Origin of the sequence: Flavobacterium sp. BFFFF1, from assembly GCF_002256285.1 — a bacterium.
Taxonomy (GTDB): domain Bacteria; phylum Bacteroidota; class Bacteroidia; order Flavobacteriales; family Flavobacteriaceae; genus Flavobacterium.
This window is the reverse complement of the sequence record NZ_NKJE01000020.1, coordinates 40,724-65,050: the sequence shown is the minus strand read 5'-3', so window position 1 is coordinate 65,050 and position 24,327 is coordinate 40,724. Positions and strand designations below refer to the sequence as shown.

The following is a 24,327-nucleotide window of genomic DNA, read 5'->3' as shown; positions in this document are numbered from 1 at the left end:
TGAGATCTCGAAAAGGGAGTCTTAAAACGGGCGTTGGGTATTAGATGTTGGGTGTTAGTGAAGCCCAAAACCCAAAACCCAAAACCCAAAACCTAAAGAAAACATGAAGCAATACCTCGATTTAGTAAAACACGTCCTCGATAACGGCACCCAAAAAGGAGACCGTACGGGAACCGGAACAAAAAGCGTTTTCGGATACCAGATGCGGTTTGACCTCAGTGAAGGTTTTCCGATGGTGACCACTAAAAAGCTTCACCTGAAATCGATTATTTATGAGCTGCTTTGGTTCCTGAAAGGCGAGACCAATATCGGTTACCTGAATGAAAACGGCGTAAAGATCTGGGATGAATGGGCAGACGAGAACGGCAATCTCGGACCGGTTTACGGACACCAGTGGCGCAATTGGAACAGCGAGGAAATAGACCAGATTACAGAGTTGATCGAGACGCTCAAGACCAATCCGAACAGCCGCAGGATGTTGATTTCTGCCTGGAATCCTTCGGTACTTCCTGATACTTCAATTTCTTTTGCCGAGAATGTTGCGAATGGAAAAGTAGCCCTTCCGCCGTGTCACGCGTTTTTCCAGTTTTATGTCGCCGATGGCAAATTATCCTGCCAATTGTACCAACGGAGTGCTGATATATTTTTGGGGGTCCCATTTAATATTGCTTCTTACGCATTGTTAACCATGATGATTGCGCAGGTCTGTGACCTGAAACCGGGTGATTTTATCCATACTTTCGGCGACGCGCACATTTACAACAATCATATGGAGCAGCTTGAACTGCAATTAAGCAGGGACCCAAGGCCATTGCCAAAAATGATTTTAAATCCTGAAGTAAAAGACATTTTTGATTTCAAATTTGAAGATTTTACTCTGGAAAATTATGATCCACATCCCCACATTAAAGGCGCTGTAGCTGTTTAAAACACTGTGAAAAGACTATTCTTACTGCTGTTGCTTACCAGTTTTTCGTCATTCAGCCAGCGTAATGCCGACAAAATAATCTATACAGACTCTATTGGCCGCGTCACTACTGAAGAAGATGCAGCTAAATACCAGATTGTCAGGGATTATTATGTGGATAAAGACGAATATACATTCCAGTACTATTATAAATCGGGGCAATTGCAGCGACAGGGAAATTCTATTGACAAGGAAGTGCTCCGCGCAACCGGTGTCTTTACTGAGTTCTATGAAAACGGAAATAAGAAATCGGTGGTTAATTACAGAAAGCCCAAGAGTAAAACAGAAGTGTCGCTTGCAATCGGATCTTATAATTCATGGTATGAAAACGGCAACAGAAAGGAAGAGGGAGAATACATTGAAAAGCAAAACGAAGGCAGGACTGTAAGTGTTTTGAAGATTAATCAATTTTGGAACTTAAGCGGAAAGCAAACCGCAGTGAACGGCAACGGAGATTACGAAGATGAGCAAGACGGTTGTTTGTTGTCAGGGAAGTTGAAAAACGGATTTAAGGATGGCCAATGGACTGGCAGTAATGACAAATACAAATTTACCTTCTGGGAAAAATATGAGAATGGCAATCTGATCGAAGGGGAATCAACAGACAAAAATAATGAAAAGCATCCCTACACTAAACTTTATATCATGGCAGAGCCAAAGGACGGCATGAAGGGCTTTTATCAATACATCATGAAAAGTTTTCATGTTCCTGAAGGCCAAAACATCAACGGGTCTGTAATTGTTAATTTTAAAGTAAATGAAGACAGTAGCCTCACAAATTTAGTGATTTTGAGAAGTCTCGGCAGTAATGTGGATGCTGAGGCATTGCGAATCGTTGCCGGCTACAGGGAAATGCAGCCGCCGTTATTGCGCGGGATCAAAGTGAGCGCGAATTTCAGCCTTCCCATAAAAATTGTTGCCTCAGAATAAAAAAATCCGCTCGAAAGCGGATTTTAAGTTTTTCATTGGTAAGTGATTACAATGCCAAAACACTGTTTTCAGCATTTGCAAAGTCGTTCCACTGATAAGAATCAGCTTCGGTTTCATTGATAAAAGTACCATCAACCAAATACCTGAACTCGTATGAAGCGTCTTTTCCCAAATCGAAAGTTCCTTTGAACGTTCCGTTTTTCAATTTGCTCAATTCGCCTTCAGCAGGATTCCAGTTGTTGAAATCGCCAACTACTGCCGCTGTATTCGCTTCTTTAGCTTCCAGTGAAAAGGTCACTTTAACAACCGGTTTTGTTTTTATAACTTGTTTTTTAATTGCCATAACTGATTCTGTTTTAGAATTATACGGCAAAGAAAACAAATTCACGTGAAAGTTCAGTAAAGGCACTGCAGAATTACCGTAATGACAAAAAGTCTGTTATAATATCCGTAAATTCTTAATTTTAAGTGGATTAAATTTAATATGTTAAAAACGAAAACCTTTGCACGATAAATTATCTGCAGTCCCGAATTGTTAATTTTCGAAAATAATTTTACCTTTAAAAGCCAAAAATCGCCAAAAATGGAAAAAGAAGCCTACGAACAATATGAATATGCACGAAAACGGATCAGGCAGAAGAAATACCTTTATTATCATTTCGTGTTCTTTCTTATCGGAAGTTTATTTATGTTCGTCGCCAATGAATTGCTTAAATTTGGCGAACCGCAGCAGTGGGATATCTGGGCGGCCACGATATGGTTTTTTATCGTAATTCTCCATTTCATAAAGGTGTACATTACGGATCGCTTTATGAATAAAGAATGGGAAAGAGAACAAATCAACCGGCTGATTGCAAAACAGCAAAACCGTGTCCGACAACTGGAATCGAGGATGGATACAGAAAAAGAATAATTTCATGGTGATAATGATTGCGGCGGCAGCCGAAAACAATGCGCTGGGCAAAGACAATAGTTTGTTATGGCATTTGCCGGATGACTTTAAAAGATTTAAAGAAGTGACGACCGGGCATCACATCATCATGGGTAGAAAGACTTTCGAAGGATTTCCGAAACAGCTGCCAAACCGAACCCACATTGTGATTACCCGTCAAAAAGACTACACTCCTGAGAATTGCATTGTGGTCAGCAGTATGGACGAGGCGCTGGCCCGGGTTCCGGCCAATGAAGATGCTTATATTATTGGTGGGGGCCAGATTTATGAACTGGGAATGGCATATGCTGATACCATAGACTTGACGCGGGTTCACGGCCATTTCGAAGCGGACGCCTTTTTCCCGGTAATCAATCCGCATTTGTGGAAGATGGTATCTGAAACGTTACATCCGGCTGATGAAAAGCACAAGTATTCCTTTAGTTTTCAGACTTTCGTCAGGAAATAAGACCCGTTTTCTGAATTTCTCGTTTATCTTTGCAAAAAAAAATCACCGTGCCGGAAAATATCACTCCTTACAAAGATTCCCAACTTGGGAAAAAAGAGCAGGTTACTCAAATGTTCGATAATATATCAGGCAGTTATGACGGGTTAAATCGCGTGATTTCTTTTGGTATCGATATCAAATGGCGGAAAAAAGTGTTGAAAATGGTTCAGGATACGCGTCCAGATACCATTCTCGATATTGCAACCGGAACCGGCGATCTTGCCATCCTGATGTCGCAAACCAATGCCAAAAAAATCATTGGACTCGATATTTCGGCGGGCATGCTGGAGGTAGGGAAACATAAAATTGCAGATAGAAAACTGTCCGATAAAATCGATATGGTCATTGGCGATTCTGAAAACATGACGTTTGACGACAATACATTTGACGCGATCACGGTAGCCTTTGGCGTCAGGAATTTTGAGAACCTTGAAAAAGGGCTTGCTGAAATTCTGCGGGTGCTCAAGCCCGGTGGCATTTTTGTGATTCTGGAAACCTCGCAGCCTGAAAAATCGCCGTATAAACAATTTTACCGTTTTTATTCCAAAAATATACTTCCTTTGATTGGAAGGTTGTTCTCGAAAGACAATTCGGCTTACAGATACCTGTCCGATTCGGCTTCCGTTTTTCCTTATGGTGAGGCGCTGAACAATATTTTAAGGAAAACGGGGTTTATAGAGGTTAAGTCGCTTCCGCAGACCTTTGGTGTGGCGACGATTTATTCAGCATCGAAAAATTAATATGAAAAGACTTTTTTTCTTCTTTATACTATTGGTTTCGGTTGTTTCACATGCACAGTTCGGCAGTATGTTTGGCAAGGATCCGATTATCAATCTTGAAAATTTTGATAAGCAGCGCGTGCATTGGGGGTATTTTTTAGGGTTTAATTCTTACGATTTTAAATTCGATTATAAAACCACTCCGGATGTAGATGTCGCTGTAGAATCAACCATCGGCTTCAACGTCGGGCTCGTTGGAAATTTGCGTTTCAATGACTATTTTGATCTTCGTTTTGAACCGGGATTGTATTTCAACCAAAGGAACCTGACCTTTCCCGGCTTTACCAATATTTATGATGGACTCAGGGAAGTAAAATCAACGTACATCCATTTTCCTTTATTGCTGAAAATTTCTTCAGTAAGGACTGGAAACATAAAACCATATGTCATCGGCGGATTCGGTTCAGCACTCAATCTTTCCAGCAATGCAACCGCGAAGGATGATAACTCCAACAACCGGTTCAGGATGATTAAGTGGACCAATTTTTACGAAATAGGCGTCGGAATTGACCTTTATTTTGAATACTTCAAACTGTCGCCATCGATTCGGGGCGTGTTCAGTTTAAACGATGAATTGGTTCGCGACAATGACCCAAACAGTCCATGGACCGGAAACATCAGTTCAATGCAGACGCGTGCCGTTTTCGTCAACTTTACCTTTCATTAATTCAGGAGTTCCTGCAAAATTCGCTTAGGATAATCGCGGTCGCGGTGGCTACGTTCAGGCTTTCGGTTTTCTGGTTATTTCCGAAGCGCGGAATCGACAATCGTTTGGAAACCGTTTTTTCAACATCAATTGAAATGCCATTGGCCTCATTCCCCATCACAATGATGCCTTCGCTGGGTAAAATCGATTTGTAAATGTTTTCGCCATCCATAAAGGTTCCAAAAACAGGAATGTCTGAATTGGCAAGAAAGTTGTTTAAGTTTAAGTAACTTACATTTACCCTTGCCAGCGAACCCATAGTCGCCTGTACCACTTTCGGATTATACACGTCTACCGTTTCTTCGGAGCATACAATCTGAGCAATTCCGAACCAATCGCACAAACGGATAATGGTTCCCAAATTCCCCGGGTCCCTGATGTCATCCAGCGCGACGATTAATCCTTGTTGTTTTATAGGAACTGCATCTGGAATCCGAAAAACGGCGAGTGCGTTATTGGCGGTGTTCAGTGCGCTGATTTTCCCGATTTCAGTTTCAGAGATCACGCTCCTTTTTGAAGCAGGTATTTCGACAAAAAGTGGCGCAGTCGTATATAAATGTTCCAGGGAAAAGTGGGAATCCAAAAGTTCGCTGATCACTTTTACGCCTTCCGCAATAAATAAACCGTTCAAAGCCCGGTATTTTTTTTGCTGAAGCGACGAGATTAATTTTATTTGGTTTTTACTAACCATGGAAAAAATGTACTTTTGGATAAATTTCCGTTACCAGTTGAGAAACGCATTTGCAAAAATAGCTTTAATTATTATAATCGGGATTATTTATTCTGCGTGTAATAGTGTAAAAAGGGTCCCGGAAGGGAAAAGCCTGCTGGTTGACAACAACATCACCGTTGATGGGGAGAAAGATAAAAACGGTACGGTCAGTGAACTTTTATATCAAAAGCCCAACAGTTCGATTCTTGGGTATCGCTTCAGGCTCAACCTTTACAACCTGGCCCGGAAAAACCCCGATTCTTCGTACAAAGCAAAATTCCTGAACAACCCCAAAAAATATGCGCGACAGGTAAAATTGTATTCGGCAAAGCAGGTAGCGAGAAAGGGGCAGTCGTTTTGGTACCTTGGGATACATAATTTTTTGAAGAAGATTGGCGAAGCGCCTGTCATTATCGATGAAACGAAGGTGAAGAAGTCGGTGGGCAGGGTCAAGGCCTATTATTTCAACAATGGCTATTTTAACGCTGCAGGAAGTTATAAGATCGATACTTTAGCCGGCAAAAAAGGGAAAGTCACTTACACTTTTACAAAGGGGGCTGTCTCAAAACTGGATTCGATCAGGACGCAGATCAATACGCCAGCATTGGACTCGCTTTATATGGAAAGCAAGGCGCAGTCGTTTCTGAAGAAAGGGGAGAATTTCAAGACAGAAAATTTTGATGCGGAACGCAACAGGCTTAACACTTATTTCCGAAATCGTGGCGCCTTCTATTTCCAGCAGGCAAACATTACCTTTAACCTGGATACCGTCGGCACCACGCACAAAACGAATGTTGAAATGGTCATCAGCGACCAAAATATCAGGACCGGTGATACCACTTATCAGCGTCCGTTCAAGTTGTATAAGATCAGCAAGGTGAACATCATTACCGACAATTCTAATGAGGCTGACAAATCCAAAATTAACGATAGTGTGGCCTTTAATGGGTTCAATCTGTACAGTTATAAAAAATTAAAGTACCGTCCAAAGGCAATCACGGATGCGGTTTTTATCACTCCGGGCAGCCTGTATTCTGATTTAAGGACGAACCTAACGGTCCGTTACCTCGGGAATCTAAAGATTTTCAATTATCCGCTGGTGCAATATCGGGTAGACGAAAAGGATGAGAATTCCCTGATCGCCAATATCATCCTGACGCCAAGACCCAAGTACAGTTTTGGGGCATCGCTCGATTTTACGCATTCCAACATTCAGGATTTCGGTATCGCTGCAACCACATCATTGGCGATCCGAAATGTTTTTAATGGGGCGGAAACCCTTGAGATTGCAGCCAGAGGAAATATCGGTTCTTCAAAAGACCTCGCGAACCCCAATAACACGTTTTTCAATATTTCTGAATATGGGTTAGATACAAAACTGAATTTCCCCAGGGTGCTGTTGCCGTTTAATACGGAAAATATTATTCCGAAAAAGATGCTGCCTTCCACAGCACTGAGTTTTGGTTTCGCAAAGCAGCAGAACATTGGGCTCGACAAAGAGAATTTTACCGGTTCGATGACGTACAACTGGACGCCGAAGCGAAATCATAATGCCCGGTTTGACCTTTTCAATGTTCAGTATGTTAACAATTTAAATATCAACAATTATTTTGAAGTATACCGTTCATCGTTTACGGCTTTGAATGACCTCGCAAAGGAATACAATGCTGATCCTTCTTATTTTGTTGACAACACGGTTCCCGCCGATGAAAGGAAGTTATCCATACCTACTGGAACAACAGGCTTCACCACCGATGTTACTGAAAGCGGTTTTGGTCCGCAGCCCGGCTCAGCCGACTTCAAAACGATTAAAAGTATAGAGGAAAGACGCAAAAGGCTAACCGAAAACAACCTGATCCTCGCATCGAGCTATAGTTTTTCGAAGACTACCAAAAGTTCGCTAAGCGATAATAATTTTTACATTTTCCGAACAAAAATAGAATCGGCCGGCAATGTACTGTCGCTTTTTGCTACCGCAACAAAAACCATCGACAACCAACTTTCAAAAAAGAAGGTTTTCGGTATTGAATATTCCCAATATATAAAGACGGAATTCGAATACATCAGGCACTGGGATTTTACGCGGGAGAAAGTACTCGCGGTGCGTGGTTTTTTCGGGATTGCCATCCCTTACGGAAATTCGACGAGTGTACCGTTTTCACGAAGCTACTTTGCGGGTGGGTCAAATGACATCCGGGCGTGGCAGCCATACAGTCTGGGTCCTGGACGAAGTGGCGCCGTCAATGATTTTAATGAAGCGAACCTAAAATTGACTACCAGTGCAGAAATGCGTTTTAAGATCCTCAATAACTTTAAAGGCGCGTTGTTTGTCGATGCCGGGAACATCTGGAATGTATTTGACGACGGACCTTATGAAGCTGAAGGAGGGAATTTTGAAGGAATCGCTTCACTTAAAGATATGGCGGTGGGTTCTGGTTTTGGATTGCGTTACGACCTGAGCTTCTTTGTGGTGCGCATTGACATGGGATTCAAGACTTACAACCCCGCCGATACGTCAGGAAAGAAGTGGTTCAGGGACTACAATTTCGCAAACTCGGTTTTAAATATTGGGATTAATTATCCGTTCTAAAGCAAGAATTGTTATTTTTGTAAACTTAACTTAAAACAGAAAACATAATGGCTCATTCTATTAAACCGGGAGTTGCAACTGGTGATCAGGTTCAGGAAATATTCAGGTATGCAAAGGAAAAAGGGTTTGCCCTTCCGGCGGTAAATGTAACTGGTTCCAGTACGATTAACGGTGTTTTGGAAACGGCTGCAAAGTTGAAGGCGCCAGTGATTATTCAGTTTTCAAACGGTGGCGGCCAGTTTAATGCAGGGAAAGGCCTTTCTAATGCCGGTGAGCAATCAGCAATTTTAGGATCTATTGCCGGTGCAAAACATATACACACTTTAGCGGAAGCTTACGGAGCTACTGTAATCCTCCATACAGATCACTGTGCTAAAAAACTTTTACCATGGATCGACGGTCTGCTTGATGCAAGTGAAAAACACTTTGCTGAAACAGGAAAGCCGCTTTTCAGCTCGCATATGTTGGATTTATCCGAAGAACCGATGCATGAAAATATTGAGACCTGTAAAAAATATCTTGAAAGGATGTCGAAAATGGGTATGACGCTTGAAATTGAACTGGGTATCACCGGCGGAGAAGAAGATGGTGTGGATAATTCAGGTGTAGACCATTCAGAACTGTATTCAACCCCAGAAGATGTGGACTACGCTTATACAGAACTGCTTAAAGTGAGCCCACGTTTTACCATCGCCGCCGCATTCGGAAATGTCCATGGCGTATACAAACCGGGCAACGTTAAGCTGACCCCGACAATACTTAGGGATTCACAGGATTACATTCAGGAAAAGCACAACACAGGCAAGAATCCGGTTGATTTTGTATTTCATGGCGGATCGGGCTCTACCGTCGAGGAAATCAGGGAAGCAATCAGTTATGGCGTGATTAAGATGAACATCGATACAGATCTCCAGTTTGCTTTCACCGAAGGAATTCGGGACTACATGACCAAAAATATCGAATACCTGAAAACACAAATTGGTAATCCTGACGGGTCAGACGCACCGAATAAAAAACATTACGACCCAAGAAAATGGGTACGTGAAGGCGAGGTTACCTTCAATACAAGGTTAGAGCAGGCATTTGCCGACTTAAACAACGTAAACACTTTATAATTTCAAATTACGATTTAGGGATTGAGGGTGGCTGTCATTCTTAATTCATAATTCACAATTCACAATTAAGTATGGCTTGGTTTAAAAGAACACAAAAGGGAATTACTACCGCAACAGAAGATAAAAAAGATGTTCCTAAAGGGCTTTGGTATAAGTCACCCACAGGAAAGATTATTGATGCAGATGAACTGGCCAGGAATCTTTATGTAAGCCCTGAAGATGGATTCCATGTAAGGATTGGCAGTAAGGAATATTTTGAAATCCTTTTTGACAACAACGAATTTAAGGAGCTTGATGCCAAAATGACCTCAAAAGATCCTTTGCATTTTGTGGATACCAAGAAATATTCTGACCGTCTTAAAGATGCGATGGAAAAAACCAAGTTAAAGGATGCGGTGCGCACTGGTGTTGGAAAGTCAAAAGGACGTGAACTGGTCGTCTGCTGTATGGATTTTGCTTTTATCGGAGGATCTATGGGTGCTGTGGTAGGAGAGAAAATTGCGCGCGGAATCGATTATTCGATTAAGAATAAAGTGCCGTTTGTAATGATTTCAAAATCCGGAGGCGCCAGAATGATGGAAGCGGCCTATTCCTTAATGCAATTGGCAAAGACTTCTGCTAAACTGGCACAATTGGCAGAAGCTAAAATCCCGTATATTTCCCTTTGCACAGACCCAACCACCGGAGGAACGACAGCATCGTATGCCATGTTGGGTGACGTAAATATTTCAGAGCCCGGAGCATTAATCGGGTTTGCAGGTCCACGAGTGGTAAAAGATACTACCGGAAAGGACCTGCCGGAAGGATTCCAGACCGCAGAGTTTGTTTTAGAGCACGGTTTTCTGGATTTCATTACACCAAGGAAAGAATTAAAGAACAAGATTAATTTATTCATTGATCTAATCCTGAATGAGGATGTAAGATAAGTAGTATTATTTCTTGAAATTTACCTAAAAAATACCCTCTAGAGGGTATTTTTTTTGTCGTTTACCTTTCCCATCTTTGTCCTGTTCAAACACTATACATATTGTAACCGGCGCCGGATTGTTAATTTATTTTTAGGGGACCATTGGTAAATTTTTCCGTAATGCGGTGGCTGGTTACAAGTTTGAAATCTTCATATTTTTTAAGCTAGGGGAGCTTAGATTTGGTATATATCCCGATTGTTTTGGTTGCTACCCGAAACTTCGGGATATATTTTTTTTATCTTAGTCCAAAACTTTTCGGATGTACAAAAAAATACTCTTCTTTTTACTGATTTCTCAGGCCGCTCTGGCGCAATCATCGTTGCCTTTAATTCCGAAACCTATTGAAGCTCATCTTCAGAATGGGAATTTCCTGCTTGACGGAAACACATTTATTTCAGCAGGAAAAGATTCTTTTGAAGCCCGGTTTTTAAAGGACTACGTTGCCGGGCAGTACGGAATTGAATTGAGAACACTGACAACAAAACCTTCGACGGACCAGCGTGTCATATATTTTTCAATTGTTCCTTCCGATACATCGAATGAACAGGAAGGGAAGTACCGTCTCGAAGTTCAAAAGACCAGGATTGATATCATTTCGTCAAGTGCTACTGGTATTTGGTATGGCGTACAGACGTTGGTTCAGCTGTTGCCAGTTGAAAAATCGGCATCGCTTCCAATCAAGTGTATCCGGGTTTCCGACGCGCCGCTTTTTAAATGGCGCGGCATGCACCTCGACGTTTGCAGGCATTTTTTCTCTGTAGATTTTGTGAAGAAATACATCGATTACCTCGCCATGTACAAAATGAATACCTTTCATTGGCACCTTACTGACGACCAGGGCTGGCGTATAGAAATTAAGAAGTACCCAAAACTGACTGAAATAGGAGCGTGGAGGAACGGAACGATGGTGGGCCATTACAACGATCAAAAATACGATAGCATCCGCTATGGCGGGTTTTACACACAGGAGCAAATTAAGGAAGTCGTGGCCTACGCCAAAGAAAGGCATATTGCAATTATTCCCGAAATTGAAATGCCAGGGCATGCTCAGGCTGCCTTAGCTGCTTATCCTGAGCTATCATGTACTGGAGGTCCGTTTGAAGTAGCCCGACGGTGGGGCGTTCTGGATGATGTTTTCTGTCCGAAAGAAGCAACGATTGCATTTCTGGAAGACGTTTTGTCTGAAGTGATGCCACTATTTCCTTCGGAATATATTCATATTGGTGGCGATGAGTGTCCAAAAGCGAGATGGGAAAAATGCCCGCATTGTCAGGCCATGATAGCAGAACTCGGATTGAAAGATGAGCACGGGCTTCAAAGTTATTTTATTACGAGGATTGAAAAATTCGTGAATTCAAAAGGCAGAAAAATCATTGGATGGGACGAAATTCTGGAAGGTGGTTTGGCGCCAAATGCCGCTGTAATGAGTTGGCGTGGCACTGAGGGCGGTATCGCAGCAGCGAAACAGCAGCATCATGTTGTGATGTCACCGGGCTCACACTGTTATTTTGACCAATATCAGGCAGATTCAAGCACACAACCGCTTGCCATTGGCGGCATGATCACAACGGAAAAAGTATATTCTTTTCATCCGGTTCCGGAAGGCTTGTCGGCGTCTGAAGCAAAATATATCATGGGCGCTCAGGCAAATGTCTGGACGGAATACATTGCCTCAGAAGACCATGTGGAATACATGGTTTTTCCCAGGATTGCCGCACTTTCCGAAGTGTTATGGGGCACCGCCAAATCTGAAGAATATAGCGATTTTTATCAACGGCTTATGAAGCACCTCAAATTATTGGATAATCTTGGCGTGAATTACTGCAGGGAAATACTCAAGCATTAGGCTAAAAAAGCCCGTTTAATTCGGCATTGATACGGTTTAGGATTTCTCCAAGATCTTCTGGATTGTTCACAAAATCAATGTTGTCCACATCGATGATCAATAGTTTTCCCTTGTTGTATGTCTGGATCCATGCTTCGTAACGTTCGTTCAGGCGGCTTAAATAGTCGATCGAAATTGAATTTTCATAATCCCGTCCGCGCTTGTGTATCTGCCCGACGAGATTTGGAATGGAACTTCTGAGATAAATCATCAGGTCTGGCGCCTTTACAAGGCTTTCCATCAGTTCAAATAATGACGTGTAATTCTGGAAATCACGGTTGGTCATCAATCCCATCGCATGAAGGTTTGGCGCAAAAATATGGGCGTCCTCATAAATGGTACGGTCCTGGATGATCTTTTTACCACTTTCCCGAATCTGCAGGATTTGCCTGAAACGGCTGTTGAGGAAGTAAATCTGCAGGTTAAAAGACCAACGCTCCATCTGGTGGTAAAAATCATCGAGGTAGGGGTTGTCCACCACGTCTTCATAATGTGGCTCCCATTTAAAATGTTTCGACAATAAACGCGTAAGTGTGGTTTTTCCGGCGCCAATATTTCCTGCTACTGCTATGTGCATTATGGTAAGGTGATTTTATAATTCGTAATTCCCCGATTGGTAAAAATAGATAAAATTTGGTCTTTGAAAAAAAAAGTTTGGAAGCTTTTATCAATATTCTCAATGTAATATTTTTTATCATTTTTAATGCTGAAAAAATACAATTTCGCATCGGCGGCATAGATTAGTCCCTCGCGTCCGATGAAACACAATTTGTCATTTTGTGGTACACTTCCCATGCTTTGCACTTTTCCAAACAAATCGCAGGAATACCACTTTCCATCTGCGTCAATCCATTGGAAATAGTTAAAATCGGAAGTGTAAGTGGCAATCGTTCCAGTGACCGGCGGCGCGATAAACAAATAAGTGTTTTTGAGGTAGTCGAACAATCCGATTTGCTGCGTCAGGCTGTTGTAAATCCAAAAGCGGTTTTGTGACGCTGTTCCGGCGGCAGTAATCACTGGTGAGGCATCAAGTGCTGAGAAGTTGATTTTCTGGGTTTCATTCAGCTGATTGTCTACAGTTACCACCGTATTAAAGTCTTCGTAAAAAATAAGGATTTTTAATGGATTTTGCAGGTCGACGCGTTTAATCCTGCCGAGACCAAGATTTTTGTAATCCATCGATTTTCCGTCTTTTTCTTTGAACAGCACATTGTCTTTGATGTAATAGACAAATCCAAAGTCATCACGCCCCACGAAATCATCAGCGCTGATGGAAAGAAAATTTTTCCGGACTGCCGAAATGGTGTCCTGTGGGAACGTTGGTGTCAGGAAAAAGGCTGCAATAATGATTAGGATTTTTTTCATACGTTGCCAAATTACGAAAATTCCAGTTCGTCATCATGCGTTATTTAACAAAAGATTTGTAACAAAACCAACAAGCTTTCGCCATATTTGCCAGTACCTTTTCAAAAGACATAAAAATGAAAACAAATTTAATCGGTTCAGCGTTAGCCATCTTATTCATGTGTGGCATCACCCCAGCATTGGCTCAGAAGGAATTTCAGGGCACGGCAGTCTATGAATCGAAAACCAGTACCAGTGAATTCAAAAGCCGCTTCGCCGAAAACAAGGAGATTACTCCTGAAATGCAGAAAATGATTGAAGAGAATATGAAAAAGATGTTTGAAAAAACCTTTATACTCCATTTCGATAAGTCGGCTTCCATTTACAAAGAAGAGGAAAAGCTGGAGGCGCCCGGCCAGAACCCTGGAATGCGCATGATGGGATCGTTCATGGGCGGGGGTGGGACCTATTACAAAAATGTAAAAGAAAAAACGTATACCGTCAATAAGGAATTTATGGGTAAGGAATTTCTAGTCAAGGATTCTTTGCCTAGACTGAATTGGAAGCTGGAAAGCGAAACACGCCAGATTGGAGGATACACCTGCTATAAAGCCACTGCGGTGATGGCCGTTAGTAAGACCGATTTTAAGAATTTCAGGCTTAAGAAAAAGGAAGAAGGTAAAAAAGAGGAGGAGAAAAAGGATGAACCTAAGAAAACCAATTTCATGGACGATGTCGAAATCCCAAAAGAAATCACGATTACAGCATGGTACACGCCTGAGATTCCGGTTAGCCAGGGTCCGGACAACTACTGGGGCTTGCCGGGTTTAATCCTCGAAGTAAATGATGGAAAAACGATTATCCTGTGTTCAAAAATCGTGATCAATCCAAAGGAAAAGGCTGAAATTAAGGCGCCTACGAACGGAAAGGAAGTGTCGCAAAAAGAATACGATGAAACCGTTCTCAAGAAGATGGAGGAATTCAGGGAAATGGGCGGCGGTCCGGGCGGCGGCAGGATGATGAGAATGCGCGACTAATTTCTTCTTTCCCAAAAACAAACAATATGCAAAAATATTTACTGCTTTATATCCTGTTATTTGCTTTCGCATCCAATGCACAGGTGGTAAAGGTTGAAGGCCTCGTGACGGATAACAAGGCTGTGCCCATGGAAATGGCAAACGTAATGGCCGTCAACCAGGAAACTAAGGCTATGGATTCTTACTCCATTACGAATGACAAAGGGAAATTCCAACTCTCCCTGAAACCCAATACGGCTTACCTTGTTAAAATTAGTTACGTAGGCTATAAAGCGGTAGAGCTTACAATCAATACAGCAAGTGAAAGTATCGTGAAAAACATCACCCTTGAGGAAGGGGCCATGCTGGATGAAGTAGAAATCGTTCGGGAAATGCCGGTTTCCATAAAAGGGGATACGATCGTCTACAATGCGGATTCTTTTAAAACAGGAACCGAAAAGAAATTGGGTGATGTGCTCAAGAAACTTCCGGGAGTGGAAGTTAATGCGGATGGTGAAATCGAAGTTGAAGGCAAGAAAGTCCAAAAACTGATGGTGGAAGGCAAGGACTTTTTTGATGGAGACACCAAACTGGGTGTGAAAAACATTCCCGCTGACGCCATTGACAAGGTACAGGTACTGCGCAATTATAACGAAGTCGGAGCGCTCAAAGGCCTTGAAAATAATGAGGAAAGCATCGCCATGAATATCAAACTGAAAGATGGGAAGAAGAATTTCTGGTTTGGTGATTTTACAGCTGGAGCAGGTCCTGACGGACGCTACCTTTTGAATCCGAAAGTATTTTACTATAATCCAAAGTACAGTATCAACGTCATCACCAATTTCAATAATATCGGTGAATTGCCACTGACGGTCCAGGATTACTTCAAATTTACAGGTGGCTTTCGGAGCATGATGAAAAAGGGAGGAAGCAATTTTAATGTGTCCTCAAATGACCTGGGCATCTCTTTGCTGCGGAACAACCGTGCCAAGGAGATCGAAACGCGTTTTGGCGCGACCAACTTTTCCTATAACATTACCAAAACCTGGGGCCTCAGCGGATTTGCAATCCTTTCCTCATCAACCACAGAGACGGAAACCAAGTCGCAGACGGTGATCCTGGACACGGGCGACCAGCAGCAGAGTGATGAAAAATCATTGCAAAAAAGCGAACTCGGATTATTTAAGTTCAGCTCCAGTTACAAGCCCAATAGTAAATTCCAGTTTGATTACGATGTGCTTTCCAAACTGTCAAAACAAAATGAAGATACCGGATTATTCCGCCAGCAAATCGTAAACAACACCGCTACTTCGGAGGACATCTTCACCGGAAAAGACCAAAGTCCCAAATCGGTGAACCAAAACCTAAGCATGTATTATACACAAAGCGATAAAAATGTGTTTGCGCTGGAAGTACAACACCTGTATCAGGATGAAGATCCTTTTTATAACGCGAACCTACAGACGCAGCCTTTCGACCTTCCCGGCTACCTATCCGGCCAGGCAAGAAATGAGATCAACCAGGAGCGCTTCGTAAAAACCAATAAACTGGATGCCAAACTGGATTACTATTACATGCTTACACCGAAAAGCAACATCAATATTACTTTTGGCGACACCTACTCCCACCAGGATTTCAATTCACATATTTTCCAGATTCTGGACAACAATTCCACAAACGATCTGGACGAACCGGCAAATAACAACAGAGTCCGCTATAATTTTAACGATGCTTTTTTGGGCTTTCATTATAAGGTGCTTTCGGGTAAATTCACGTTTACGCCAGGTTTCAGCGTCCACTCGTATACCATGAATAATATACAATTGGGGACCGAATACAAACAGGATTTCTTTCGGATTTTACCCGATTTTTTTGCCTTGTATCAAATTAAGAAAGCCGAAACCCTGACGTACAATTTTGCCATTAGTAATGACTTTACCGATATTAACCAATTGACAGAAGGCAACGTGTTTTCGTCGTATAGCAGTTTGTTTCGGGGCAACAGGACATTGGAAAATGCGACTTCACAAGTGCACTCGCTGCGGTATTTTAAATACAATATGTTCAATTTTGAAAATATCAGCGGCTACCTCCAATATTCCAGAAAAACTGATGCGGTCAAAACAAATGCTGTTTTCGATGGAATCAATCAATTTTCGACGCCCTATAATTCGAATTTTGCTGACGAGAATTTTTCCGCTTTTGGCAATTACGGAAGATCTTTCCTGAGGAATTACAAAGCGTCGCTTAACGCCAGCCTGAACTGGTCAAAGTTCAACAACATCCAGAACGGAATCCAGCGTACAACCGAGAGTTTTACGCACAGTTATACCGTGAAAGCAGCGACGATTTTCAAAAATATGCCCAATCTTGAAATCGGCTACAACATCAGTATCAACGATTACAACAATTCGACTTTTATCACCGACAAACCATTTGCCAGCCTCGATTATTATTTTTTGAAAGCATTTTCGTTTACGATGGATTATGAGTTTTACCATTACCACAACAACGACAATACGGTCAACAATGAATATGATTTTCTTACGGCCAGTTTAAGTTACCAGAAAAAGGACAGCAAATGGGAATTTAAAGTATCAGGTACAAACCTGCTCAACACGACGTCGCTCAATGACGACGGGTTTTCGCAATTCTCCACCCGGACGTCGCAGTATTTTGTACAGCCAAGGTATTTGCTTTTTAGTTTAAAATACGATTTGTAGATCGAACAGAAAATCCGCTAACGGCGGATTTTTTTTGTTTAAATTTCATTGCCGAACTAAAATTATAATATCTTTCTGACTTCAAAAATCAATCGCCCTATGAAGAGATTATTGTTGCTGTTACTGCCTGTCATGGGCCTCGCCCAAACCAAAGAGATCAAACCCGGAAGATACCATTCCAATTCTGCAGGACAGGATTTTATCCTTAAAATGAATGAGGATAAGACATATGAGCTCGTCTTTCTTCATGGACTGTACCAACAGCAGGGCGATACCATCAAACTGAATCCCGAAAAATCGCAGCAAGGTGCATTTTCTGTTATTCCTGTTGCCCGGGATAAGGCCTCCCGATACATCACGATAAAGATGACGAACAAAATGTCAAGGTACTTTGTTTACAATATTTATATCGGCACGCAGCAAACGGAATCCCGTCCGGCGGAATACAAGAGCATAAAGGACTATATGAAGTCTGTAGACTTTGATTCGGAAGAACCCATTCTATTTACCATTGAAAGAACAAAGTTCTTGTATTTTGCAAATTACGGCGGCACTGATTTTCGTCCTGCGAAAAAAAAGGCTACGTCCATTTCGAAATTTGAAATTCCGGATGATGTTTCTGAAATTGACCTGGATTACAGCTACGGAGGCATAGACAATCTCGATTTTTCACTGTATCGGGATGAAAATAATGAAATCGTGATGGCTGCAGGGAAATCACCTTCTCCACTAATTTTTACTGAAGAAAGCGAAATAGTTCAAAGGGAAACCCTTACTGCAAAAGTGATTGAAGATCCGGATTTTGCGAGAAATGCAGGACTTATAACAGACACCGATGAACAGATGGCTTTGGAAGAGGAGGTGGTACAAAGTTATAATTTTAAATATGCCGTTGAAAAAACTTTTGATGAAGCGCAAAAAGCCACGGCCAGATCCAAAGATAAATTTTTAGTAGTTGCTTTTGACTATGATAACACAAAGCGTGTAGCCGAGTTTGAGAAATTTGTCGCCAGAATGGAAACGCTGGTGAGCAACAAAATGGAGGGCGAATACAATGCAGCGGAAGACCATTTTAATTTTTACCCGGCTTCAGAAAAGGACAAAAATTTGCTGGTGAAAAATAAGTTTGATCTCAAAAAACCTCAGATATTGGTTTTTAATGCTGGCGGTGATTTGATTTACCACAGCACAGCAAAGCTAAATACATCAGGTTATTTCGGCACTTATAATTCTGCCTATGATGAACTTGCAAGGGCAAATGAATACCTCAAATTCGACCGTGTCCTATCGAACAGGAAGTCAACGCAGGCAGCAACCGTGAAAGCCTTCAAATCCGTTTCAAAAGTTGCGTCGCCCGGTAATCGCGCCGACTACGCCGTCCCTGTGCCCACAGCCACAGAAGTTGAAACAGAAACTTACACGGAAACCTACACCGAAACGGTCGTCGATACGACGGTGGTATCGTATTCTTACGACGAGGAGGACTATGATTATACTCCTGATGTCATTCGGGATAAGGAAAATTTATACCAGCTTCAGGCCGATCCAAATACCACCAATTCAAAGTGGGCGCAAATTGTCTCGTATTTTAAGCAGAAGAACCTTTATGATCAGGATTTTATTGATGTTGGTTTAGCGGAGGTATATGGAAAAGGTTTCACAAGAAAGCTTTTTGGTAAGGGAAAAGAAGCGCCGGAAGAAACAGATTTTCAATTCCTGAACTATGTTTTTGTGCATTTCGAAGAGATACGCAAAGCGGAAGCCGAATTTCACGATGAAATCCATTACCAACGAAACGATGTGAATTTTGTTTTGGATCGATTCTTTAAAAGCATTGCAGATTCCGCTATGGACAATGAAACAAGCCGGCAGAAATTACTTCAATATTATCGCAAATTTGTGGTTGCCACTGGAGATAATGTGAATGGCTTAAAGCTGTATTTCGATTTCCTTCAGGCGATATTGGACGAAGGGACGTCGCAGGAATACCTTGATGTTTATGGTAGGTATTACAATGCCGTGGTACAGCCGAATGCAAGTATTATTGAAAGCCTGGACCGGGTTTATACTAATGAAAATGAAGCGACGAGACAGCTGGATTGGACAAATTATAAGCAGTCATTTGCGGGTACAGCAAACACAGTGGCCTGGTATGTCGTGGAGCACCGATTACATGAATCGGCGGTAAAAAATGCGATACATTGGTCGGAAACGAGTTTGCATATCGAACCTGGAAATGCCTACTATCTGGATACATTGGCTCAGTTGTATTATTTGAATGGAGAAAAGGAGCGCGCGATTTCGAAGGAGCGCGAAGCGGTTAAGGCCGCTTTGCTGATGGATGATGCGGATACAAAATCGAAGTATGAGGAAGTTTTAGAACGCATGAAAAACGGTACTTACTAGTTACCATAGGCACTTGCAGGCGCCGTCTGGCTGAATTTTCCTGAAATTTACAAGCCGATACCACCAGTCGGTTTTAGTGAAATCAGTTTCGCTAAGATTTGCTGTTTTGATGGTGTCACCCTGATAAACCAGTTTACAATGTATGTTTTTAAACCTCTTTGCCCAGTTTGCAGCCTTAAACTTAAACTCTGAAACGGGCAGGAAGTAGCCTTGTAACTTTTCGTATTGAAGTCTGTTGTCCAATTCCAGTATAAATAGGTTGTCTTCTTCAAGATTGACAATCTTTGTTCGTTTGGTGTCAATTAGCAAGTGATTGCTTCGGCTTTTTTCAGTAATAAGGTTGCTGAACATGGTCAGGTTTCCACTATTTCCAAGCCCGATGTATGATTTCATAGACCAAAAGCTAATAATGAGCACACACAGCAACGGCAGCGTGATTTTTTTTGGGCGGGTTTCGTCTGCGGAAGCGGCGTAATTCCTCAAATAGTGGATAAAGAAAATCAAAACGCCAATATTAAAAATGACGCCATGCAGGAACGGTACTTTTTCCGCCATGAGGAAGCGATCGAGAAACGGCCGTGCTGCCAAAGAGATTACCGTGAAGAAAAGGTAAATCCTCAGATAGAAGGCAGTTTTGGGATGAAGCGATTTTACGCCGGGGTCGACAAGGCATCCAAGAATCATGAAGCACGCCAGCGCACTGAAATCGGCGAAAACGGTGAAAGCGAGATAGCCATGAAAGACCAGCAATACTGCCGCAGTAGCTTTTCTGGTTTTGCGCCATAGCAACCCGAAAGGCAGGATGAGTTCAACGAAAAGCGTGGCAAGCTGTAAAAGGTGTGAAGCTGTTTTTGTCAGGATTATGTTGTTTCCGGTAAGATTTTCGAGTGCGTATTCATTAATTCGGTTTACACAGCTTACGGAACTGTCCAGGAAATCAGTGTTAAGTTTATGAAATCCGGTATAAAAGTAAATGGTCACCAGCGATACCCGGAAAATTTGCGTGATCAAATGACCCGAAATGCGAAGACTGGGCTTCCTGATCTTCATCAGCAATAAGACGATAATAATCGTGCCTGCCACCAGCTCAATATTGGAGTGGTTGGCTAATCTCGGGAATTTTGGCACAAAGAAATAAACCGCCAAAACGGTATTGATGAGACTGGCCCACCAGAAGCGGAAATCGACTGCGGAAACAAAGCCAAAAAACAGCAATAAAAGCGCCGCAAAAAGATTTGTCCTGTAGAAAGAATGGAAATTCATGAGCAACGCTGCGTTAAAGAATGCAAGCAGCATCAGGTAGTTTGGATTAGCAATCAGACCTGTAGTTTTTGCGTAGAAATACCCTATGAGTTTGTCCATCTTTGTTTTACCTGATGCAAAATAATGAAAAAAGCCCGACGATTGCCGGGCTTTGCTATTTTAAATGAAGTTACTAAATTCCGAAAGACGTTTTTACAGTATCTACAAAATCAAGTTTCTCCCAGGTGAACAGCTCGACGGTAACTGATTTAATTTCGCCGCCAGGGCTTTTAAAGGTCTTGGTGACGATTTCAGGTTTGCGCCCCATATGCCCATAGGCAGCGGTTTCGCTGTAAATCGGGTTTCTGAGTTTTAATCTTTGCTCAATAAAATAAGGACGCATATCGAAAATTTCTTCCACTTTTTTCGCAATCTCGCCATCGCTGAGGTTCACCTTTGAAGTGCCATACGTATTGATGTAAATTCCCATGGGTTTCGCTACACCGATAGCGTAAGATACCTGCACCAGAATTTCATCGGCCACGCCAGCTGCAACAAGGTTTTTAGCAATGTGTCTTGTGGCATACGCCGCGCTTCGGTCTACTTTGCTCGGATCTTTCCCTGAGAAAGCACCGCCGCCATGTGCGCCTTTGCCGCCGTAAGTATCTACGATGATTTTGCGTCCGGTCAACCCGGTATCGCCGTGTGGTCCACCAATTACAAATTTACCTGTTGGATTAATATGGTATTGGATTTTATCATTGAAGAGGTGCGCGTATTGTGGGTATTTTGCTATGATTCTTGGAATCAGGATAGAGACGATATCATTCTTAATTTTTGAAAGCATCGCAGTTTCCTCATCGAAGTCATCGTGCTGGGTCGAAATGACGATAGCATCAATGCGGGATGGTTTATTATGATCATCATATTCGAGGGTAACCTGCGATTTTGCATCAGGGCGCAGGTAATTAATTTCATTATTTTCCCGTCGAAGGTCCGCGAGTTCCTGTAGCAATTTATGGGACAGGTCTAACGCCAATGGCATGTAATCGGCAGTTTCATTAGTGGCATAACCGAACATCATTCCCTGATCACCAGCGCCCTGCTCTTCTTTATTAGCACGATCTACACCTTGGTTTATGTCCTGTGACTGTTCATGGATTGCCGACAATACACCGCAAGAGTTGGCCTCAAACATGTATTCGCTTTTTGTATAACCAATCTTTTTAATTACGTCACGTGCTATTTGCTGCACGTCAAGATAAGTCTTCGATTTTACCTCTCCGGCAAGGATTACCTGTCCGGTCGTAACTAGTGTTTCACAGGCTACTTTCGACTCATTGTCGAAAGCCAGGAAGTTGTCGATTAAAGCATCAGAAATCTGGTCGGCAACTTTGTCAGGGTGCCCTTCACTAACAGACTCGGAAGTAAATAAATAAGCCATAAAAATTAATTTTTTTATTGAATTTTATGGGAAAAAATTGCGACAGCTAAAGCTAAAGAAGGGAACCTGCTTTAGCATTTTTTTATGAGGTTGCAATCAGACAAATTTTTCCTCTTTATATTTTTCGACTGCAAATGTATGAAACCCTTTTCAAAATTTATAACTTTGGGGAAATAAGTTTTTTTTATCTGAAAAAATTTATATTTTTACCGTTCATTAAATCAATAAATTAAAAATTATGAAAAAACTATTACTATTGACGGGCCTTGTGTTTGGTTCGATTAGCATGTATGCGCAGACCACCTGTGCAACGGCGACGAACATTTCCGGGACTGGTACCTTGGTGTGTCCGGCTATTACAGGAACCTATCCGGCGGGAACGGGGTTATGCTATACAGCACCAGCAACAGCACCAAAAGCAATTTGGTACAAATTTACACCGGCTACTGGTGGAGTACTTTCGGTTACAAGCGGAATTGCTGCAAATCCAGTAGCAACAACGGATACGCGTTTGAGTGTTTTTACGGGCGCTTGTGGTGGTCCATATACCTGTGTGGCATTGAATGATGATATTAACGAGGCTGGCCAGGATTATCGTTCTGCCATTTCTAATATTACATTGACAGCTGGGACTACTTATTATATTGTATGGGACAACAGATGGTCTGCTACAGGCTTTTCTTTTGATTTCACTTTCACCGCAGCTACTTGTTTCAAACCTACCGGTTTTACTTACACAGCAGCGCCTACTACTACTTCTGTTGGTTTGGGTTGGACGGCACCTGCACAGGGTTTCCCTGAAGGGTACGATTTCGAGTATGGGCCGACAGGATTTGTTCAAGGTACGGGAACATTGGTTTCAACAGCTGACACCTCTGTATCTTTGACTACATTAAGCCCTAATTCAATTTACGACTTTTATATCAGATCAAATTGCGGGTTTGGTGATTTTAGTGTGTGGGCAGGTCCAATATCATTCAGTACACTGTTTACTCCAGCAACCCCTCCATATAATACAAGTTTTGAGGAAACTAGTTTTGATTTCGTAGGATGGACACTTGATGAACCGGCTACTTATGCAGGTGAGAGCTGGCAAGTTTATCCTGCGGGAGCTGGAAGTCCATTGGTTCAGGATGGTGACAATATGGCTTTGATTTTTTCAAGCAATGCTGCATCGGGACCAAACGATTCATGGTTAATGTCAAGAGGTCTTGACCTTAACGCAGGTGCGACTGTCACAGTTAGTTACTATGTAAGAAACTATGTTAACGCTACAAGTACCGGGACTTCTACTTATGAATTGAAAGCGGGTACTTCTCAGGATATAGCGGGAATGACAATTCCGATCGCGACTGAAAGTGAGACCAGCGCTACTTATGTACAGAAAACATCTTCTTTTGTTGCACCATCTGCAGGCACATACTATTTAGGTTTTCATTCCACTAACGCAGTAAATGCAGGAACTCATGCAACGTTCATTGATAATGTGGCGGTAAGCCAGGTTTTGGGTACAGAAGATTATCTTGCATCTCAATTTACCGTTTTTCCAAATCCTGCAAATGATGTTATTAACATCAACAATACCAATGATGCTATCATTACTAATGTGAAAGTAACGGATTTGAAGGGGCGTACAGTTAAATCAAACAACGTAGTTGCTGCGGCAAATGTTCAGATTAGTGCTTCCGATCTTTCTGCAGGGGTATATTTTTTAAATATTACTTCTGATAAAGGAACAGTAGTTAAGAAAATTGTTAAAAAATAATTTATACTGATTAGAAAAGCCCACTTTTTAAGTGGGCTTTTTTTTTTAGACATAACTCAATCGATTTCGGAGTATTTTAGATTAAATGTTGTTAAATACATTTGTATTCCCGTAATTTGCATTGTTCATAAATTTATTGAAAGTTATCACGAAAGGCAGAGGGATTAGACCCGTTGAAGCCTTAGCAACCCTTTACGCTTAAAGAAGGTGCTACATTCTACCAATTTGGATAGATAACAACAGAAATACGATTCCGTATTGCCCTATTTCCTGATGACATTCAATACAAAACTTTA

At 41.9% G+C, this 24,327-nt stretch carries 20 protein-coding genes and 1 riboswitch; of the genes, 14 read left to right on the top strand and 6 right to left on the bottom strand.

The annotated features are described in order from the left end of the window. Positions 1 to 103: 103 nt before the first annotated feature. Positions 104 to 928, top strand: coding sequence for a thymidylate synthase (locus CFE23_RS12405; RefSeq protein ID WP_291088468.1), 825 nt, complete (start codon positions 104 to 106; stop codon positions 926 to 928). 6 nt (positions 929 to 934) lie between these two features. Continuing rightward, positions 935 to 1,897, top strand: coding sequence for an energy transducer TonB (locus tag CFE23_RS12400; protein WP_291088467.1), 963 nt, complete (start codon positions 935 to 937; stop codon positions 1,895 to 1,897). Between the two features lie 46 nt (positions 1,898 to 1,943). On the opposite strand, the gene CFE23_RS12395 is transcribed toward CFE23_RS12400, so the two are convergent. After that, complete coding sequence (locus CFE23_RS12395; protein ID WP_291088465.1) at positions 1,944 to 2,240, bottom strand: isoamylase early set domain-containing protein; 297 nt, start codon at positions 2,238 to 2,240, stop codon at positions 1,944 to 1,946. A gap of 240 nt (positions 2,241 to 2,480) precedes the next feature. Here CFE23_RS12395 and CFE23_RS12390 point away from each other — a divergent pair, with 240 nt between their 5' ends. From CFE23_RS12390 to CFE23_RS12375, 4 genes are read left to right on the top strand one after another with little or no spacing between them, the layout of a single operon-like run. Beyond that, positions 2,481 to 2,810, top strand: coding sequence for a 2TM domain-containing protein (locus CFE23_RS12390; protein WP_291088463.1), 330 nt, complete (start codon positions 2,481 to 2,483; stop codon positions 2,808 to 2,810). Positions 2,811 to 2,814: 4 nt separating this feature from the next. Continuing rightward, positions 2,815 to 3,297 carry a dihydrofolate reductase gene (locus CFE23_RS12385; RefSeq protein WP_291088461.1) on the top strand — a complete coding sequence of 161 codons (483 nt, stop codon included), beginning with the start codon at positions 2,815 to 2,817 and terminating at the stop codon, positions 3,295 to 3,297. A 47-nt stretch (positions 3,298 to 3,344) separates the two neighbouring features. After that, entirely contained in the window at positions 3,345 to 4,076 is a 732-nt protein-coding gene (ubiE, locus tag CFE23_RS12380; protein WP_291088459.1) for a bifunctional demethylmenaquinone methyltransferase/2-methoxy-6-polyprenyl-1,4-benzoquinol methylase UbiE, read from the top strand. A 1-nt stretch (position 4,077) separates the two neighbouring features. Then, positions 4,078 to 4,782, top strand: coding sequence for a porin family protein (locus CFE23_RS12375; RefSeq protein WP_291088457.1), 705 nt, complete (start codon positions 4,078 to 4,080; stop codon positions 4,780 to 4,782). Position 4,783: 1 nt separating this feature from the next. Here the strand turns inward: CFE23_RS12375 and CFE23_RS12370 are convergent, their stop codons facing one another. Continuing rightward, positions 4,784 to 5,512, bottom strand: a complete 729-nt coding sequence (locus CFE23_RS12370; RefSeq protein WP_291088455.1) for an RNA methyltransferase — start codon at positions 5,510 to 5,512, stop codon at positions 4,784 to 4,786. A 7-nt stretch (positions 5,513 to 5,519) separates the two neighbouring features. Here CFE23_RS12370 and CFE23_RS12365 point away from each other — a divergent pair, with 7 nt between their 5' ends. From CFE23_RS12365 to CFE23_RS12350, 4 genes are all read left to right on the top strand, one after another. Beyond that, positions 5,520 to 8,123 (top strand): BamA/TamA family outer membrane protein, encoded by a 2,604-nt coding sequence (locus tag CFE23_RS12365; RefSeq protein WP_291088453.1) that lies wholly within the window; start codon positions 5,520 to 5,522, stop codon positions 8,121 to 8,123. 47 nt (positions 8,124 to 8,170) lie between these two features. Continuing rightward, positions 8,171 to 9,238, top strand: coding sequence for a class II fructose-bisphosphate aldolase (gene fbaA, locus CFE23_RS12360; protein WP_291088451.1), 1,068 nt, complete (start codon positions 8,171 to 8,173; stop codon positions 9,236 to 9,238). A gap of 71 nt (positions 9,239 to 9,309) precedes the next feature. After that, entirely contained in the window at positions 9,310 to 10,164 is an 855-nt protein-coding gene (gene accD, locus CFE23_RS12355; protein ID WP_291088449.1) for an acetyl-CoA carboxylase, carboxyltransferase subunit beta, read from the top strand. A 301-nt stretch (positions 10,165 to 10,465) separates the two neighbouring features. Further along, on the top strand, positions 10,466 to 12,052 hold the full coding sequence (locus tag CFE23_RS12350; RefSeq protein ID WP_291088447.1) for a beta-N-acetylhexosaminidase: 1,587 nt from the start codon (positions 10,466 to 10,468) through the stop codon (positions 12,050 to 12,052). A 1-nt stretch (position 12,053) separates the two neighbouring features. Here the strand turns inward: CFE23_RS12350 and CFE23_RS12345 are convergent, their stop codons facing one another. Both CFE23_RS12345 and CFE23_RS12340 read right to left on the bottom strand, forming a co-directional pair. Further along, positions 12,054 to 12,668 (bottom strand): deoxynucleoside kinase, encoded by a 615-nt coding sequence (locus CFE23_RS12345; RefSeq protein WP_291088445.1) that lies wholly within the window; start codon positions 12,666 to 12,668, stop codon positions 12,054 to 12,056. Next, positions 12,668 to 13,456 carry a hypothetical protein gene (locus CFE23_RS12340; protein ID WP_291088444.1) on the bottom strand — a complete coding sequence of 263 codons (789 nt, stop codon included), beginning with the start codon at positions 13,454 to 13,456 and terminating at the stop codon, positions 12,668 to 12,670. Before CFE23_RS12340 ends, CFE23_RS12345 begins: the two co-directional genes overlap by 1 nt. 116 nt (positions 13,457 to 13,572) lie before the next feature. Between CFE23_RS12340 and CFE23_RS12335 the strand changes: the two genes are divergently transcribed. The 3 genes from CFE23_RS12335 to CFE23_RS12325 all read left to right on the top strand — a co-directional run bounded on the left by CFE23_RS12335 (position 13,573) and on the right by CFE23_RS12325 (position 19,580). Continuing rightward, positions 13,573 to 14,472 carry a GLPGLI family protein gene (locus CFE23_RS12335; RefSeq protein WP_291088443.1) on the top strand — a complete coding sequence of 300 codons (900 nt, stop codon included), beginning with the start codon at positions 13,573 to 13,575 and terminating at the stop codon, positions 14,470 to 14,472. Positions 14,473 to 14,498: 26 nt separating this feature from the next. Beyond that, the gene (locus CFE23_RS12330) at positions 14,499 to 17,174 is read left to right on the top strand and encodes a TonB-dependent receptor (protein ID WP_291088442.1); all 2,676 of its coding nucleotides are present in this window, start codon (positions 14,499 to 14,501) and stop codon (positions 17,172 to 17,174) included. A 99-nt stretch (positions 17,175 to 17,273) separates the two neighbouring features. Further along, entirely contained in the window at positions 17,274 to 19,580 is a 2,307-nt protein-coding gene (locus tag CFE23_RS12325; RefSeq protein WP_291088441.1) for a hypothetical protein, read from the top strand. Here CFE23_RS12325 and CFE23_RS12320 read toward each other — a convergent pair whose 3' ends face one another. Both CFE23_RS12320 and metK read right to left on the bottom strand, forming a co-directional pair. Further along, positions 19,581 to 20,942, bottom strand: a complete 1,362-nt coding sequence (locus CFE23_RS12320) for a hypothetical protein (protein WP_291088440.1) — start codon at positions 20,940 to 20,942, stop codon at positions 19,581 to 19,583. Between the two features lie 73 nt (positions 20,943 to 21,015). Beyond that, positions 21,016 to 22,266 carry a methionine adenosyltransferase gene (gene metK, locus CFE23_RS12315; RefSeq protein WP_291088439.1) on the bottom strand — a complete coding sequence of 417 codons (1,251 nt, stop codon included), beginning with the start codon at positions 22,264 to 22,266 and terminating at the stop codon, positions 21,016 to 21,018. Positions 22,267 to 22,504: 238 nt separating this feature from the next. Here metK and CFE23_RS12310 point away from each other — a divergent pair, with 238 nt between their 5' ends. Further along, a complete protein-coding gene (locus tag CFE23_RS12310) occupies positions 22,505 to 24,031 on the top strand; it encodes a T9SS type A sorting domain-containing protein (RefSeq protein ID WP_291088438.1) in 1,527 nt (508 codons plus the stop codon). Between the two features lie 140 nt (positions 24,032 to 24,171). Next, positions 24,172 to 24,271: riboswitch (SAM riboswitch) on the top strand. Positions 24,272 to 24,327: the final 56 nt, after the last annotated feature.

What these genes read in the sequence shown, in the direction of transcription:
- CFE23_RS12385 (WP_291088461.1), top strand. Translation starts at nt 2,815, where the DNA reads ATGGTGATAATGATTGCGGCGGCAGCCGAAAACAATGCGCTGGGCAAA.
- CFE23_RS12325 (WP_291088441.1), top strand. Translation starts at nt 17,274, where the DNA reads ATGAAGAGATTATTGTTGCTGTTACTGCCTGTCATGGGCCTCGCCCAA.
- accD (WP_291088449.1), top strand. Translation starts at nt 9,310, where the DNA reads ATGGCTTGGTTTAAAAGAACACAAAAGGGAATTACTACCGCAACAGAA.
- CFE23_RS12370 (WP_291088455.1), bottom strand. Translation starts at nt 5,512, where the DNA reads ATGGTTAGTAAAAACCAAATAAAATTAATCTCGTCGCTTCAGCAAAAA.
- CFE23_RS12345 (WP_291088445.1), bottom strand. Translation starts at nt 12,668, where the DNA reads ATGCACATAGCAGTAGCAGGAAATATTGGCGCCGGAAAAACCACACTT.
- CFE23_RS12320 (WP_291088440.1), bottom strand. Translation starts at nt 20,942, where the DNA reads ATGGACAAACTCATAGGGTATTTCTACGCAAAAACTACAGGTCTGATT.
- CFE23_RS12365 (WP_291088453.1), top strand. Translation starts at nt 5,520, where the DNA reads ATGTACTTTTGGATAAATTTCCGTTACCAGTTGAGAAACGCATTTGCA.
- CFE23_RS12375 (WP_291088457.1), top strand. Translation starts at nt 4,078, where the DNA reads ATGAAAAGACTTTTTTTCTTCTTTATACTATTGGTTTCGGTTGTTTCA.
- CFE23_RS12395 (WP_291088465.1), bottom strand. Translation starts at nt 2,240, where the DNA reads ATGGCAATTAAAAAACAAGTTATAAAAACAAAACCGGTTGTTAAAGTG.
- CFE23_RS12405 (WP_291088468.1), top strand. Translation starts at nt 104, where the DNA reads ATGAAGCAATACCTCGATTTAGTAAAACACGTCCTCGATAACGGCACC.
- CFE23_RS12390 (WP_291088463.1), top strand. Translation starts at nt 2,481, where the DNA reads ATGGAAAAAGAAGCCTACGAACAATATGAATATGCACGAAAACGGATC.
- CFE23_RS12335 (WP_291088443.1), top strand. Translation starts at nt 13,573, where the DNA reads ATGAAAACAAATTTAATCGGTTCAGCGTTAGCCATCTTATTCATGTGT.
- CFE23_RS12330 (WP_291088442.1), top strand. Translation starts at nt 14,499, where the DNA reads ATGCAAAAATATTTACTGCTTTATATCCTGTTATTTGCTTTCGCATCC.
- CFE23_RS12350 (WP_291088447.1), top strand. Translation starts at nt 10,466, where the DNA reads ATGTACAAAAAAATACTCTTCTTTTTACTGATTTCTCAGGCCGCTCTG.
- fbaA (WP_291088451.1), top strand. Translation starts at nt 8,171, where the DNA reads ATGGCTCATTCTATTAAACCGGGAGTTGCAACTGGTGATCAGGTTCAG.
- CFE23_RS12310 (WP_291088438.1), top strand. Translation starts at nt 22,505, where the DNA reads ATGAAAAAACTATTACTATTGACGGGCCTTGTGTTTGGTTCGATTAGC.
- CFE23_RS12340 (WP_291088444.1), bottom strand. Translation starts at nt 13,456, where the DNA reads ATGAAAAAAATCCTAATCATTATTGCAGCCTTTTTCCTGACACCAACG.
- metK (WP_291088439.1), bottom strand. Translation starts at nt 22,266, where the DNA reads ATGGCTTATTTATTTACTTCCGAGTCTGTTAGTGAAGGGCACCCTGAC.